We start from the raw sequence: 14,761 nt of genomic DNA on the forward strand, positions 1-14,761 counted from the left end.
GCGCCTCACTGAATGACGTATTTGGTCAGCAATACGTTGTCGATAGCGTGGGCATAACGGGTTTTGCCAAATGCATCCAACAGGGTGCTTTTGACTTCTTCCTGCAGCTCATCAATCGTGCGCTGGTTCTGAAGCTCTTCGTAAGTTTTGTTACTGAACAGTTTCAGCAGCGCATTTCGAACAACAGGCATGAAGTTATCAATGCCTTCAATCGCTTCCGGACGACGGGTTTCCAGTGCCAGTTCCATCATGATGAAATGTGTCTGGCGTTCGCCTTTCACAGACAGCACCAGTTTTTCCAGCGGATGGAATACAGGGTCTAAATTATCCGGCTGGCTGAAGGGGAGGCTAATGCTGTTACCGCCTTGGCCCTGATGGCTCTTAACGTACCAGAGGGTACCGCCAACACTGGCTGCTGCGACCAGTACGCTGGTGATCAGCATGATGATAATGATCAGGACGAGATTACGCTGGGTCATGAAAATAGCTCCTATCAGGCTCTGGTTGACAGCCAATGGCCTGAATCTGTTGTTGTATTTTGGTGGTCATCTGTGTGTTGATTGGCAAAGATGACAGGTTGTGAGTCTTCTTCTGAATGTTCCTGTTGTTGTCCCTGACGGCCGTCGCCGACGTTTACATCAACATGAACAAAATTTTGATCCTGCAGTTCGGCACGCAGACGTTCAGAAACCTGAACCAGCGCATCCCGGACAGCAGCCTGATTCGCATGAATCTGAACACTGAGGCGATCCCCGTCCATGCGAACGATTAAATCCAGTTTGCCCAGATCAGGCGGGTCCAGACGGATGCGGGCTTCCTGGAGATTCTGGCTGGCCTGTAACTGCACTCTGTCCTGCAAGACCTGCATCATTTGTTCGCCCCATTTGCTTTGCTGCCCCTGAGGCAGCTTGACACTGGCCCACTCAACCTGAGAGGTTGCGGAAGCAGAGGCTGGTGCGGAAGCCGATTGAGCGTGTGCCGGACCGGTGTTCTCTGCCGATAGGCCATTGATAAGTGTCTGTAAAGAAGAGGCACTGTTCGCCAGACGGTTTTCGCCGAGGCCGGATAGCGTGGTTTCCTGCTGCACACCAGACTGGGTTTGCTGCATCAGTACTGAAAGGCGGGCATTGTCTGCAGACGTTGCAGCAGTAGTCTGACGCTCGCCATTGGCAGCGGCTGCACCGGATTGCATCAGCTGTGCGTCACGGACGGATGCGGCGTTAGCCTGCATGCCCGCTTTTCCGGCTGCGCCAATCGCCATCTGTTCTGCTGTTGAGGTGCCCGGAAGGGCTGCGCCTGTTCCCAGCTGTTTTTCAGCCTGAGCCAGCAGGTTTGCGATGATGTCCGCTGCGACTGCTGGCGTCAGAGTGTTGTCATCCTGTTCAGTCTGTGCACTTGTTGCTGCGATATCATTTGGCTCATCCGCCGATCGGGCGCGCTCAGTTCCCGCATTGCCCCGCGGCGTTTTGCTCTGCAGCGAGTCGGTGAAACTGGAGGCTTTATCATCCTGAGACGGTTTCACAATACCGCTGCCGATGTCCCCGGTTTCACTGTTGCTGTTAGCCAGTTTGGAATTTGAGACGATAGTATTCATTAAAGCTCCATGTTCATGGCCATCTGATATGCCAAAAGTCCTTCTTTTCCTTCACTGACGGCATTCATTTCTTGCTGTAGTTTGTCTTTGTTTTCTCTGACGGCGCTGATTGCAGCAAGATGGCTGCTTTTCAGGTGACTTAAAGCCTGAATCTGCTCATCGCTGAATGTTTCTTTCTGTAAACTCAGCAGTACCTTTTGCAGCGTCTGGTCCAGCTGCTGCAAACGGTTCCAGTCTTGCTCTGCAACTGCCCGGTCAATATTCTGCTTCAGGTTCAGGAGTTGAGTGACTGTGATGTTAGGCATGCTGTCCGAATCCTTCCCAGCCTTCCCGAACGTTTGTCATGACTTTTTCAACTGAATCGAGATGTTCAGCTTTGTTCTGAGAGCTCGCTTTGAAGAGCTCGCCAATGCAAAACTCGTAAAGGTCATGCAGGTTGGCAGCAAGTTCGCCACCTGCTTCGATATCCAGTGCGCTGTCCAGGCCAATCAGGATGTTCATGCACTTACTGATCCCTTTACTTTTGGCTTCCAAACGTTTGGATTCGATGTGACCTTTGACCCGGATGAGTTCATCCAACAGACCATCGATCAGCATCAGTACTAGCTGATGTGGGTTTGCCGATGCGGCCTGGGCATCCAGATCAACGCTCTGATAAGAATCAAAGCCCGAGTTTTGCATTAGCATGAGTCGCTCCTTTAAATCGAGAATAATCCGCTCGTTTGGTTCATTTGTGTCATCAGCTGGTTCATCTGGGTGAATTGCGCAAGATAACGGTCATAAGACATCTGATATTTACGCTCCAGGCCCGACAGTTTGTCGTCGATCCGGCTGATGTTTTGCTGAAGGCTGTCTTTACGGCTCTTGAATACGCCGTCTGAGAAGGACAAGTAAGGTTTCACTGTCGCTTCAAGTGAATCGAACAGTTGATCTGTACCGTTGAACATCTCGCCCAGCGCTGCAGGGTTACTGGCTTGTGCCGCTTCGAACTTCTCGTTATCGACGGTCAGCTTGCCGTGGCGGTCGATGCTGACACCCACGGAGTACAGGCTCTGGCCGTTGTAGTTCTGACGGAAAAGAGAACTGATCTGGCTTTCCAGTGAGCGCAGGGTACCGTCACCAGCCAGAACGCCGCGTTTTTCATCTTCTGAACCGACTTTGGTGTATTTGTCGATTTCAGACATCAGGGCGTTATAGCTTTCAACCAGCTTGTTCAGCTGTTCTTTGGTTGATTCTTTATCAGCACCCACAGACATGCCAACCGGCTGGTCGCCGCTTTGCTGTGCTTTGGTGACAGTCAGGTCGACCCCGTCAATCACGCCTTCAAAAGTGTTTGAAGCGTTTGTCAGTTTCAGGCCCGTGTTCTGAGCACCCAGCCAGATGATCGCATCCTGAGGAGTGCTGATGTCGGTCGCGGTAGCGAATGCATTTTCAAAGTTTGCATCACCGGTACCCGTTGCGCTGACAGAGATAGTGTTGGCTGAGCCAGTTTCTTTACCGGACAGCATAAAGTGCGTTTCGCCATTTGCGCGGACCAGTGTGGCGTTCACACCCGGGTTGTTTTCATCATTATTGATGGCATTAACCAGTTCCTGAACGGTTGCTGTGCCGTCGCTGTCGGTATCAACAGTGGCCAGATCCAGGTTCAGGGTTTTGCCATCCATCGTAATCATCATGGTGCCCGTTGCCGGAACTGGTGATGATGACGTTGTGCCTGCGCCCAGATCAACACTCATCTGATGCGCGGTCGCAACCTGCTCAACGAAGACCTGATATTCACCCGCCAGTGCATTACCGTTCACGCTTGCACTCAGGTTTCCTTCCTGAGAGAAGGTCGCGCTGTTTTTAACAACACTGTCATTCAGGCCATTCATGTCTTCCACAGCAGTACGGAACGCACGCAGGGCTGACTCGATTTTGCCGTAGGCAGTAATCTGGCTCTGATACTTATCAGACTGAGTCTGATAACGATTCTGGAATGGCTGTACCTCATAAGTGGCAAGCTGTTGCGCCATACTGATCGGATCAATGGAACTCATGGAAAAACTCCTTTATTTATTGCTACTAAAGCAAATAGTGTGCCATTAAGTTAATTTGTTGAGTTTAAAGGGATTTATCTGTTCAGGCTCCGATTGGCGGAAACGGTGTTTCCGATCAGGTTTCCGCTTGACCTTCCGGCTCTCCAGCTTCGTTTCCAGTGCGGAAAACCAGACCGTATCAGCTGGAATCGATATATATTCCCTTAGGATTTATTGCACAGCGGTTTGTATCGACTATGTAACATCCCAACGAATTAGGGCGGCATATTGGCAGAGGGCATTAAGGTAATTTGGGGAATGACGGGCTGAAGCGCATGTTTCAAAAGAAAAACCGGAAACCTTTCAGTTCCCGGTTTGTTGCAGAAAAGTAACTGGCCGGCATTGAGCAAGCCAGCCAGTTGCGGCGGATTATTGTGTTGAGGCTTTCAGAGTGACGCCACTGTACTGAGAATAGCCGTCCAGCAGAATGGAGTAGGTACCGGGTGTGGCACCAGAGAAAGTACAGACTTCATTGTTACCGTAACGGTAAGGTCTGCAGTCCCAGTTTTGCTTCGTGGCTTCAGAACCGAAAGAGACATACAGATCGACATCGCCGCTGCCGCCGCTGGTGCTGATTTGCAGTGTTTTCTGAGCTGGAAGTTCAAAACTGTAACGAACCTGGCTGCCCGTTGCACCTGACAAGCCTGTCACAGGGACACCATCTTTGAGTACATTTCCTGTTGGCGGTGGGGTGGTGCCGCCAGTTGCGTTCGCCGTTTCAATGGCATAGGCCAGCCCAAGCTTCGAGAATTTCACCGCATGCGCGCCAGTCGGATCGGAATTTTCCAGGGTGTCTTGCGTGCTGTGGATTCTCGGGTTGTAGTCGTTGAACTTCGATTCAAATGGCATAGCGGCAGGGAAGCCTGCATTATGCCAGGAAGCGTGGTCAGAACAGGCGTAACCACAGCGGTCGAACCCATACGAGATCGACGGAATGTATTCATCCACCAGACGGGCCAGGAAAGTGGTCAGATTGCTGTCGGTATAATCGGTCATAAAGACGATATCTTCTGGAGAACCATTGTAGTTGGTCATGTCCAGCTGCAGGGCTGAAACGACATTTTTTCCTTCTGATTTATACTTGTTGGCCAGATCCTGAGAACCACGCAGACCCACTTCTTCTGCGGCATAGGCCATGAAAGCAATACTGCGTTTGGGTTTGAAGTTATTTTCAGACAGGACCCGGATAATTTCGGTGACACTGGCAATCCCTGATGCATCGTCATCCGCGCCGGGTGCAACACTGTTTTCACCAGTGTTTGATCCGATGGTTGAGTCCAGGTGGCCGCCGATCACCACCCACTCATCCGGTTTTTCGGAGCCTGTGATTGTCAGAACGACTGATTTTTGGTTATAGCCAGCGTGTGAAACTTGCTGGACATCTGCATTGGGCAGAGAATTCGTGAGTGAGCGCCATTCATTTGCCAGCCAGTCGGATGCCTGAGCACCAGAAGTGGTGGTGTAGAAACGGTTGATGAAACTGGATAGCGAACTGATGGTGCCGGTAATCTCCGATGCGCTGACCTGAGGTAACCAGGCATTCACTTTATCCTGCTGTGTGATATCCGGAATCGGAAATGCTGCAAGTGTTTCAGGCATGATGCTGGCTGCCATCGCACTTTCAGCTGAAGAATGCACCATATACCCGCCGCAACGGTGATGATCTTCGTGCATCTGGTGTGTTAACTCGGCTAATTGTTTGTAATTGACTTGACCGACCCATGCTTTGCCGTTGCTCGCCAGTGAATCCGGCAGGATTGATTGTGCCTGTGACTGCATCACCGACTTCAGCGTTTGGGTGGCATCAGAACCAATCGAAATCCAGACCTTATCTTCTTCGGCTGCATAGGCTTGTGTGCATACCGCAGAAATGATCAGTGCCAGAGCCGTTGTTGTGTTTTTCATATGTTCTCCCTGTTATTTTTTTGTTAAATCAACAAAACTTAAGTCAGTTCCGGAGAAAAGCGAAATTCTTCTTTGTATTCAATGCGTAATGAAAAGTTGTCACAAAGTTATCAATAGGGTGGTAATTAATTTGCGGTGTTTGTTTTATCGCCACTTAAAACTGCTGAATCCTGAATTTTCAGAGTTATCTATAGCTAAAATGATTAATTAAGGTGGAAAGAAATAGGGGAGGAAATGATCAACGAACTTCTGTTTTTGCGAGCTATAACGAAAAAAAGCCCCGAAACCGGGGCTTTTTAAATTGGAGTGACTTAGGTCGATGTTTCTGAGTCTAATCCGGGGATTAGCGCAGCAGAGACATTGCCATGCCAGACAGCTGGTTAGTTTGAGACAGTACGTTCGTACCGGCTTGCATCAGCATCTGGTTCTTAGTCATGTTTGAAGTTTCTACAGCGAAGTCGGTATCAGTGATACGGCCTTTCGCAGCAGTGGTGTTCTCAACCATGTTACCCAGGTTAGTGATGGTGTGCTCCAGACGGTTCATGTTCGCACCCAGTGCTGCACGAGCGCCACCGATGGTGTCCAGAGATGCAGTAATCGCGTCCATTGCTGCACGAGCATTGGTTTGGTTCGTTGCTACTGTTGCACCAGTGTCACCGAAAGTCGTCAGAGATGCGATAGTACCACCTGCTTGCAGAGCAGTTACCGCTGCACCAACTTTAGTATCGATAGAAGTTGCGAAGCTCAGCTGCTCAGCAGAAGAACCACCGATTTGCAGAACGATACCGCCGCCTTTCACACCAGCTGCGTCGAATACAGTCTCACCAGCATACTTAGTGTTTGCCATTACGTTGCCCAGCTCGCTGGTCAGTTCAGTGAATTCTGCGTACAGAGCTTCCTGGTCGTTTACTGAGTTTGTACCGTTCGCAGCCTGAGTTGCCAGGTCGTTCATGCGGTACAGGATGTTTGCAGTTTCGTCCAGTGCACCTTCAACAGTTTGCATCATAGAGATGCCGTCTTGTGAGTTGCGCATTGCAACTGACATGCCACGAGTTTGTGCTTGCAGGCGGCTAGAGATTTGCAGACCAGCTGCATCGTCAGCAGCAGAGTTGATGCGGTAGCCAGTCGCCAGACGCTCCATGGCTTTGTTCAGCATGTTACCTGTGCCGTTCAGGGTGTTTTGCGTTACCAGAGATGCGTAGTTGGTGTGCATTGATAGAGCCATGAAAGTTCTCCTTAGTTATACATCTTCATGTTGGTTTTTTCTGACGCCACACAATTTCGTATGTTGTTCCGTATGGCTGTCATTCCTACTCGCTAATATGAGGCGGAAAAGGCTCTGAAAAGATTAATCATCGAAGTGAAAAAAAATGATATTTTCACATTGGTCGGATGTCTTCACTGGCGTTTTTTCTGAGATAAGTCATTTAGAAACAATCACTTGATTGATTTCTAAAGTTCTAAAGTATCAGGTGAAAAAAATAATAAAATGACCTGAATCAGGGAAAATTGTCTCTAGAGTGAATCTGAATTTTTTGGATTGATGAGTTATTGACCGACATTTTTATCCGATCAGACAGGCAGTTTCGTTCTGTAAAACCGCGGATTTATAAAAAATTATGTTTTGGCGAGATAAATAAAAAACGCCAGCTGGTGTGGCTGGCGTTTTTTTATTTAATTTGAATTGATTATTTTACAAGTTTTAGTTTCCGGGGGGCAGAAAAGGAAGTCGGAATATCACTGATATAACCAAAATAATATCCGGCACCTAATCGTCTGAACCGGATCAGGTCATGTTGAGTGGCAACACGACCAGCTACAAAATCGATGTCGTTTTGCCGGAGAAAGCGGATGACGGGTAACAGACCCTGCTTGAAACTGGTGTCTTCATTCATCTGGGCCACTTTAATGGCCGCCGGTGACGTTTTTTCCAGCAAAGGCAAATAGGGGGTAGGTAACCGCAGATCAACCCAGACGGCTGTGCTGGCATCATGCAGCCAGCTGAGTAACTCATTGAGCCGCGTTTGGTTTAAATCGGGCTGAAACAACTGAATACAGGGAACGATATCGCGCATGGCTGAGCCATGGTAATCATACAGCGCGGCAAGAAACTGATGACCCGGCTCCCAGTTCAGCAGTGTTTCCGCCTGCAGTGGCACAACCAACGGGTTAATCAGGCTGGGGAGAATGGTTTCCTGCTGAAATTTGATATGTCTGATCGCCAGAAGCAGGCCAAACAGGTCCAGGGCGTAGCGCATCTCATCAGACAAATCGAAACGGTAGACGCTTTGCTCATTGTTACTGCCGAAACGCAGGGTGAGGTGCTGAAAAGTCACTTCATTGGATTCGGTATGTCGGATGGGCTGGCAGGCATGGCGAATATCATTATGCTGCATCGCCTCTAACAGAATGAAATCATCCGGAGTCCGGGCTGCCTGAATCAGCAGCCCTCTTGTATGTTCGCCTAAGGCGGTGTCGGTAAACAGCTTAGCCAAGGTTTCCTACCACGTTGATTTGCTTATGCTCTGGAATCTCATTATATGACAAGACAGCCAGACCTTGCGCAAATGTACGCGCATAACGTGACAGAAGTGGACGAAGTTGCGGCATAACAAGCAAAACAGGCGGCATATTCTGTTGCTTCAGCTGCTGTTTCACCAGTGGCAGATTCTGCTGGAATTGCTGGAGAATATTTGGCTCCACCGGGAAACTGTCCAGAACGACCTGGCCATTTGCCTGTGCTTGCTGCAGGGATTGCAGCAGGATTTGTTCAAGATCATCAGCCAGTGTATAGACGTTCAGATCTTTCCGGTCACCATTAATCAGGTTCACCAGCGTCCGGCGCAGGCTGCAACGAACATCGGCAGCCAGCAGAATCGGGTCTTTGGTGTTTTCAACGCTGTCCAGCATGGTATTCGCAATGGTGCGGATGTCTTTCACCGGCACCTGATCCTGCAGTAAGTGGCGGAATACTTTTAATTGCTGTGCCGGAGTAATGGCATTGCCCAGAGCTTCAGCCAGTTTCGGCGCTTGCGATGCCAGACGCTGCATCATGTTTTCTACATCATCATGCGTAAACAGATCAGCGAGATTGTTCTTCATGATTTTGCTCAGGTGAGTTGCGATCACGGTTGCATCGTCAATCACCTGATATCCCATGTTCAGGGCTTTAGCCTTGTCGCTTGGTTCAATCCAGACGGCCGGCAGCTGGTAAGCCGGATCGGTACCCAGAATACCGTCAATCTCACCGTAGGTTTCACCAACGGCAATCGCCATCAGACGATCCGGCTCGATTTCACCCTGTTCAATAATTTCACCGTGGACTGCAATGGTGTACTGATTCGGACGAAGGCTGAGATTATCCTGAATACTGACTTCAGGCAGCAGGTAACCCACCTGTTCTGACAGGGTTTTCCGGATCCCACGGATGCGCTGGGTCAGTGGTGCGCCCTGATCTTTATTGACCAGATGGACCAGACGGAAGCCCAACTGCAGTGACAGACTGTGAATGTGCGGGATGTCTTCCCAGCCAAGTGCCTGCTCACTTTCACGGCGCATCGCATGGCTTAACTGCTCGACCTGATCGAGTTGCTCATCATGCTGAGGCGATTTGGCCTGACGCCATCCGGCATAGCCGAGGACAGCGGCGAATGCGTAAAACGCCAGATGCGGCATGCCTGGTACGCTGCCGACAATTGCCATAATGGCTGCAGCGATAAAGAGGGTTGCAGGCGTAGCCAACAGCTGGTTGCGCATGGCATCTGCCATGTCATCATCACTGTCATTGATGCGGGTAACGATGATGGCTGCAGAGGTTGCCAGCAACAGAGATGGGATCTGAGCAACCAGACCGTCACCGATGGTCAGCAGGGCAAAAGTTTTAAACGCTTCGGCTGCGGTCATGTCGTATTCGAACACGCCGATGCTGACACCACCAATAATATTGATGAACAGAATCAGCAGGCCGGCAATCGCATCACCCCGGACGAATTTGGATGCACCGTCCATTGAGCCGTAGAAGTCGGCTTCGTTGGCGACTTCTTTCCGGCGCAGCTTGGCGCGTTCCTGATCGATCAGACCGGCGTTGAGATCGGCATCGATGGCCATCTGCTTACCGGGCAGGGCGTCCAGTGTAAAGCGAGCGGCCACTTCGGAAATTCGTTCGCCACCTTTGGTAATCACGACAAAGTTAATGATCATCAGGATGACGAACACAACCATACCGACGACATAGTTACCGCCGATCACGACTTCACCGAAGGCCTGAATGACCTTACCGGCAGCATCGCCGCCCTGATGACCTTCCAGCAGGACGACGCGGGTCGACGCAACGTTCAGTGTCAGGCGGAGCAGGGTGGCAACCAGGAGAATGGTCGGAAATACGGAGAAATCCAGCGGTCGTTTTGCCGTGGTGCTGACCAGCAGCACCATGATTGCCAGCACAATGTTGAACGTAAACATGGCGTCCAGCAGCATGGGCGGCAAAGGCAACATGACCATCGCCAGTATCATGAGCAGCGCAGCAGGAATGCTGATATAGCTGCGCTTAAAATGGTTCAGTTGAGGTAGCCGGTTTAGCATGGGTTTGATCTCTCTCCTGCCTTAATACTGTAAGTGGCGTGGGATAACAAAAGTCGGTAATGGCTGTGGCTGCCCGCCTTTGCCGGTACGGAAGGCTTTCAGCTGCATGACATAAGTCAGAATATGTGCCACGGCGATATACAACTGGCTCGGCACGGCCTGTTCCAGCTGCGTGGTATGGTAAATGGCCCGTGTTAACGGAGGCGAGTTCAGCACTTCGACATTGTTTTCACGGGCGATGCGCTGAATATGCTGGGCCATTTCATCAACCCCCTTCGCGACAACAAAGGGCGCGTCATACATTGCCGGATCGTATTTGATAGCAACGGCGTAGTGCGTCGGGTTGGTGATGACGACATCGGCCTGCGGCACCGTCTTCTCCACTTTTCGCCGGGCGAACTGCTGCTGAATCTGACGAATCCGTTGTTTTACCTCCGGGCGGCCTTCGCTGTTTTTAAATTCTTCTTTGATCTCCTGCTTGGTCATTTTCAGTTGCTTCATGTGCTCCCAGCGTTGATAGGGAACATCCAGCAGACCGAAGACAAGCAGGGCAACACCCATGATAAGAACGCCGTCGAACAGGATTTGCATAATGGCGACCACGCCCTGACGCAGCGGCTGGTTTTGCATGGCCAGCAGCTCAGCCAGATGAGCATCCAGATACAGATAAAGCAGCATCAGCAGCACAGTGACTTTCAGCGACGATTTCAGCAGCTCAACCAGCGAGCGGGTTGAAAACATACGCTTGATACCTGACAGCGGACTGATTTTTGAAAGCTTAGGCATCACGCCTGCCGGATAAAACAGCCAGCCGCCCAGGAGCAGGCTGCCGCCTATCGCGGCCAGTAGAATCACCATGAACAGCGGCAGCAGCAACTCGATCACAATGGCCAGACTCTGGCCCACGTGTTCAATTCCCTGCCAGGGCGACTGCAGATCATCACGGGTCAGCTGCATATTGAAACGGAAGACGCCGCTCATGGCGTCCCAGATGGTGCTGATCTGAATTGAAAAGAAATAGACCACAACCAGGAAAATCACCGCAGCAGTCAGATCTTTCGCACGGGGAATTTGCCCCTGCTCCCGTGCTTTGCGGATTTTCTGGGGCGTGGCCTTTTCTGTTTTGTCCTGAGTACTCTGATCACTCATATGCCGTTTCCTGCGACGTAGCTGGTCAGTGCCTGCAAAGTGGTATGAACAAATTGGGTGTATCGTGTCGGGACGCCGCTGATTGCAATCAGCATGCTGAACAGACCCAGTAACATCGTCATCGGGAAGCCCAGCGCGTAAACGTTCAGGCTCGGTGCGGCACGGTTCATCACACCAAAGCTGATGTTTGCCAGCAGCATCGAAATAATGGCCGGTAATGCCAGTGCCAGCGCGGAAGCAAACATCCAGCTGGCCATGGAAATGACCTGTTGAAGTGTGGCTTCACTAATCCCGGAGCCGACCGGCCAGACATGGAAACTCTGAACCAGAATATCAATCACCACTAAATGACCGTCCAGGGCCAGAAACAGCAGGGTGCTGAACATCAGGAACATCCGGCCCAGCAGCGCAACAGACATGCCGTTTACCGGATCATTCATGATGGCCATACTCAGGCCCATCTGCATGGAAACAATCTGGCCCAGCATGGTCATGGTGGTGAAGAGCAGATGCAGGATAAAGCCGAAAAAGACCCCCCAGATCGCTTGTTCAAACGCCAGTACCAGTGCTTTGAGTGACAGGGGATCGACTGCAGGCATCGCCGGCATGAGAGGCGCAATCAGGATACTGATGGACAGGGCAAACAGCAGACGCACCCAAAGCGGAATGGCGCCATCGCCGAAGAAAGGCATGGCAACAAATGCGGCCCCCAGACGGAAAAATGGCCACCAGACTTGCCCGAGCCAGGCTGTGATTTGCGCGAAAGTGACATCCATCAGCCAATCATTCCCGGAATGTTGTGAAACAACTGCGTAAACAGGTCAATCAGTTTTCTGAGCATCCAGTGACCGGCAAAAATGACCATCAGCAGAGTGACCAGCAAGCGGGGCAGAAAGCTGAGGGTCTGTTCATTGATTTGGGTCGCGGCCTGAAAGACCGCAATGACCAGACCAACCAGCAGGCCGGGCACGACCAGCACCATCACAATGGTGATGATCATCCAGACAGCATTTGAAAACAGGGTGACGACGAGTTCCGGTGTCATGGTTTTTCTCCTAGCCGAAACTTGCCGACAGTGTGCCGACTGTCATGGTCCAGCCATCGGCCAGAACAAATACGACCAGTTTAAAAGGCAGCGAAATAATCAGTGGTGAAAGCATCATCATCCCCATGGCCATCAGCACACTGGCCACAACCAGGTCGATGATGAGAAACGGAATGAACAGCATAAAACCAATCTGAAAGGCTGTTTTCAGCTCGCTGATCACAAAGGCCGGCAGCACCACGGCAAAGGACAGATCTTCTGCTTTCTGATCCAGAGGCTCGTTTGCAATATGCAGCATCTGCTCAAGAGACGTTTGCTGGGTTTGTCTGAGCATGAAATCCTTGACGGGTTTTTCTGCCACAGAGAAAGCTTCCATCAGCGTGATCTGACCTGCGTCATAGGGCTTGAAGGCGTGTTCATACACATCAGTCCATACCGGACGCATAATGAGTAGCGTCAGCGCCAGCGCAATCCCCACCAGTACCCGGTTTGGCGGACTCTGCTGCAGGCCGAGGGCCTGACGCAGAATGGCCAGTACAATAATGATGCGAGTAAAGCTGGTTGCCATCAGCAGAAATGCAGGCAGTAAACTCAGTGCCGTCATCAGGAGCAGCACTTGAAGCTTGACACTGTATTCCTGATTAGAGGTGCCGTCTGAAACTGTCATCAGCGTCAGGCCACCCGTATCAGAAGCGAATGCCGGGTGTGAAGAAAGCGTCAATATCAGAAAACCGGCTAAGGATAGCCCGCCGGCGCGGGCTAAAACACGACAGAGACTGCGGAGCATTATCAGGATTCCACGGAGTTAAGCGGTGAGTCCACGATATCAATCAGACGCAGGCCGTATTTGTCATTGACCACAACGACTTCAGCGTGGCCCATCAGAGAACCGTTCACTTTGACGTCCAGTGGTTCACCATTGAGCTTGTCCAGTTCAATCACGCTGCCTTCACCGGCTTTCATCAGTTCGCCGAGAGAGACTTCGGTGCTGGAAACTTCCAGTGTGACCGTGACAGGAATTTTCTTGAAGAAATTAATATCTCTGGACGGTACTTCATCGTAAGGGATGAAAGGGGAGGCAGTACCGGATTCCTGACTGGCTTCAACGTCATCATCCAGCTGATCCAGATCCAGATCATCAAAGTTCAGATCGTCTTCGCTGAATGCGTTTACGTCAGTCATCTCATTCAAATCGGTCATTTTGGGGTCCTGTGTAGTTTATTTATCATTTAGAATCAGAACGAGTTGGCCATCTTTGTCGGCCACGCATCCGTTAAATAAATGCTCCTGGCCAATACGAACCGGAACATTAGTGAGCAGATCGATATTCAATACGTCATCAGGACGCAGTTTGAGTACATCGTCTAAAGGCATTTTTTTCTGGCAAAGGGTGGCGTGAAGAGTCACCGGCGTGCTTTCCAGTACTTTGCGGAAACCTTCGTCTAACTGGTCATTGGTATGAATGGCCATGTCATCCATCAGAGACTGCAACATGGTTTCATCCAGGTAGAGGGTAAAGTCAGCGGATTTTTTACGGTAACTGACTGTGAAGGTGGCCAGCAGCCCAATGCCATGACGCATCGCATCATCTGTCATTGTCCATTGCCCGCTCTCTGCAATCAGTGCACACAGACGTTCCAGCAGTCGCTGCTGTAAACGCAGGTCACTGGCAGTCAGTTTGTTTGAAGCATCGCTGATATGACTGCGGTCGATATCGGCGTTATAGAACTTGTCCGACAGCGCCAGAAGCATACTGATATCCAACTGAGCCTGAACCATGCCGCCAGTCTGATGGCGGATGACAGAAGCGTGCTCATCAAGATCGGCTGGTTGTCTGCTGGCCAGCTGAATATCCGATAGTCTGAAGCTCAGGTTTTTGTCTTTCACCCAGCGTTGTAGATCCTGAGTGATTGACGAATCTGCCTGCGAGAAAGTTTTTTGTAATTCTTCCCGAATGACATGAATAGGGCGCCCTAAATGTTCAACATTCAGTTTGGGGAAATGTTGAGCACTGTTTAACTCAATTTTTTTCATATGGCATATCCGTCAGAACTCATATGCAACAAATTAAGGTTGCGATTGTTATTTACTTCGAATTGGCTTTAACCACTATTAGTTCCGCTAAGTCTAGCCTGAGCTAATTCTTGTGTTTTAGTTATTGATTTTAAATTTGTGATGTTAGTCCACATGTTGATTATAACTTCATATACAGGGTTTTCTTATATATGAATTGATGAGACTTTTATGCCCGCTTTAAAAAGACGCACTATTTTATTCATTTGATATTGCTCTCAAGTTGCTGTTTTTGAAGCTATATCAAGTTAAATCAAACAGTGGGAGCAATGTCATGTCTGTGTCAATTTAGTGTCATTGGTGCGTCAAATATAAATTGAATCGAGATCACCTTAA

15 protein-coding genes are annotated in these 14,761 nt (G+C 50.2%); all 15 read right to left on the bottom strand.

What is annotated here, in order from left to right; all coding sequences use genetic code 11:
* Positions 1-5: 5 nt before the first annotated feature.
* The 15 genes from fliL to L4174_RS07300 all read right to left on the bottom strand — a co-directional run bounded on the left by fliL (position 6) and on the right by L4174_RS07300 (position 14,386).
* On the bottom strand, positions 6-479 hold the full coding sequence (fliL, locus tag L4174_RS07230; protein ID WP_248139902.1) for a flagellar basal body-associated protein FliL: 474 nt from the start codon (positions 477-479) through the stop codon (positions 6-8).
* 14 nt (positions 480-493) lie between these two features.
* Positions 494-1,594 carry a flagellar hook-length control protein FliK gene (locus tag L4174_RS07235; RefSeq protein WP_248139904.1) on the bottom strand — a complete coding sequence of 367 codons (1,101 nt, stop codon included), beginning with the start codon at positions 1,592-1,594 and terminating at the stop codon, positions 494-496.
* Positions 1,594-1,899 (bottom strand): hypothetical protein, encoded by a 306-nt coding sequence (locus tag L4174_RS07240; RefSeq protein ID WP_248139906.1) that lies wholly within the window; start codon positions 1,897-1,899, stop codon positions 1,594-1,596. Before L4174_RS07240 ends, L4174_RS07235 begins: the two co-directional genes overlap by 1 nt.
* Positions 1,892-2,281, bottom strand: coding sequence for a flagellar export chaperone FliS (fliS, locus tag L4174_RS07245; RefSeq protein ID WP_248139908.1), 390 nt, complete (start codon positions 2,279-2,281; stop codon positions 1,892-1,894). Before fliS ends, L4174_RS07240 begins: the two co-directional genes overlap by 8 nt.
* Before the next feature lie 11 nt (positions 2,282-2,292).
* On the bottom strand, positions 2,293-3,633 hold the full coding sequence (gene fliD, locus L4174_RS07250; protein ID WP_248139910.1) for a flagellar filament capping protein FliD: 1,341 nt from the start codon (positions 3,631-3,633) through the stop codon (positions 2,293-2,295).
* Positions 3,634-4,041: 408 nt separating this feature from the next.
* A complete protein-coding gene (locus L4174_RS07255) occupies positions 4,042-5,577 on the bottom strand; it encodes a M28 family metallopeptidase (RefSeq protein ID WP_248139912.1) in 1,536 nt (511 codons plus the stop codon).
* Positions 5,578-5,920: 343 nt separating this feature from the next.
* Positions 5,921-6,802: a lateral flagellin LafA gene (gene lafA, locus L4174_RS07260; RefSeq protein ID WP_248139914.1), complete on the bottom strand. Its 882-nt coding sequence runs from the start codon at positions 6,800-6,802 to the stop codon at positions 5,921-5,923.
* A gap of 463 nt (positions 6,803-7,265) precedes the next feature.
* Positions 7,266-8,072 carry a hypothetical protein gene (locus L4174_RS07265; RefSeq protein ID WP_248139916.1) on the bottom strand — a complete coding sequence of 269 codons (807 nt, stop codon included), beginning with the start codon at positions 8,070-8,072 and terminating at the stop codon, positions 7,266-7,268.
* On the bottom strand, positions 8,065-10,158 hold the full coding sequence (gene flhA, locus L4174_RS07270; protein WP_256549376.1) for a flagellar biosynthesis protein FlhA: 2,094 nt from the start codon (positions 10,156-10,158) through the stop codon (positions 8,065-8,067). Before flhA ends, L4174_RS07265 begins: the two co-directional genes overlap by 8 nt.
* Before the next feature lie 21 nt (positions 10,159-10,179).
* On the bottom strand, positions 10,180-11,307 hold the full coding sequence (flhB, locus tag L4174_RS07275; RefSeq protein ID WP_248139918.1) for a flagellar biosynthesis protein FlhB: 1,128 nt from the start codon (positions 11,305-11,307) through the stop codon (positions 10,180-10,182).
* The gene (gene fliR / locus L4174_RS07280) at positions 11,304-12,083 is read right to left on the bottom strand and encodes a flagellar biosynthetic protein FliR (RefSeq protein WP_248139920.1); all 780 of its coding nucleotides are present in this window, start codon (positions 12,081-12,083) and stop codon (positions 11,304-11,306) included. The genes flhB and fliR overlap by 4 nt, the downstream gene beginning before the upstream one ends.
* Entirely contained in the window at positions 12,083-12,352 is a 270-nt protein-coding gene (gene fliQ, locus L4174_RS07285; protein ID WP_248139922.1) for a flagellar biosynthesis protein FliQ, read from the bottom strand. The genes fliR and fliQ overlap by 1 nt, the downstream gene beginning before the upstream one ends.
* Before the next feature lie 10 nt (positions 12,353-12,362).
* On the bottom strand, positions 12,363-13,019 hold the full coding sequence (gene fliP, locus L4174_RS07290; protein WP_371929399.1) for a flagellar type III secretion system pore protein FliP: 657 nt from the start codon (positions 13,017-13,019) through the stop codon (positions 12,363-12,365).
* Between the two features lie 122 nt (positions 13,020-13,141).
* On the bottom strand, positions 13,142-13,543 hold the full coding sequence (gene fliN, locus L4174_RS07295; RefSeq protein WP_371929400.1) for a flagellar motor switch protein FliN: 402 nt from the start codon (positions 13,541-13,543) through the stop codon (positions 13,142-13,144).
* Positions 13,544-13,570: 27 nt separating this feature from the next.
* Positions 13,571-14,386 carry a FliM/FliN family flagellar motor switch protein gene (locus L4174_RS07300; RefSeq protein WP_248139929.1) on the bottom strand — a complete coding sequence of 272 codons (816 nt, stop codon included), beginning with the start codon at positions 14,384-14,386 and terminating at the stop codon, positions 13,571-13,573.
* Positions 14,387-14,761: the final 375 nt, after the last annotated feature.

Origin of the sequence: Photobacterium sp. CCB-ST2H9, assembly GCF_023151555.2 — a bacterium.
GTDB lineage: Bacteria > Pseudomonadota > Gammaproteobacteria > Enterobacterales > Vibrionaceae > Photobacterium.

Excerpts from the sequence above, each read along its gene's own strand:
- fliL (WP_248139902.1), bottom strand. The coding sequence starts at position 479 with ATGACCCAGCGTAATCTCGTCCTGATCATTATCATCATGCTGATCACC.
- L4174_RS07235 (WP_248139904.1), bottom strand. The coding sequence starts at position 1,594 with ATGAATACTATCGTCTCAAATTCCAAACTGGCTAACAGCAACAGTGAA.
- L4174_RS07240 (WP_248139906.1), bottom strand. The coding sequence starts at position 1,899 with ATGCCTAACATCACAGTCACTCAACTCCTGAACCTGAAGCAGAATATT.
- fliS (WP_248139908.1), bottom strand. The coding sequence starts at position 2,281 with ATGCTAATGCAAAACTCGGGCTTTGATTCTTATCAGAGCGTTGATCTG.
- fliD (WP_248139910.1), bottom strand. The coding sequence starts at position 3,633 with ATGAGTTCCATTGATCCGATCAGTATGGCGCAACAGCTTGCCACTTAT.
- L4174_RS07255 (WP_248139912.1), bottom strand. The coding sequence starts at position 5,577 with ATGAAAAACACAACAACGGCTCTGGCACTGATCATTTCTGCGGTATGC.
- lafA (WP_248139914.1), bottom strand. The coding sequence starts at position 6,802 with ATGGCTCTATCAATGCACACCAACTACGCATCTCTGGTAACGCAAAAC.
- flhA (WP_256549376.1), bottom strand. The coding sequence starts at position 10,158 with ATGCTAAACCGGCTACCTCAACTGAACCATTTTAAGCGCAGCTATATC.
- flhB (WP_248139918.1), bottom strand. The coding sequence starts at position 11,307 with ATGAGTGATCAGAGTACTCAGGACAAAACAGAAAAGGCCACGCCCCAG.
- fliR (WP_248139920.1), bottom strand. The coding sequence starts at position 12,083 with ATGGATGTCACTTTCGCGCAAATCACAGCCTGGCTCGGGCAAGTCTGG.
- fliQ (WP_248139922.1), bottom strand. The coding sequence starts at position 12,352 with ATGACACCGGAACTCGTCGTCACCCTGTTTTCAAATGCTGTCTGGATG.
- fliP (WP_371929399.1), bottom strand. The coding sequence starts at position 13,019 with ATGACAGTTTCAGACGGCACCTCTAATCAGGAATACAGTGTCAAGCTT.
- L4174_RS07300 (WP_248139929.1), bottom strand. The coding sequence starts at position 14,386 with ATGAAAAAAATTGAGTTAAACAGTGCTCAACATTTCCCCAAACTGAAT.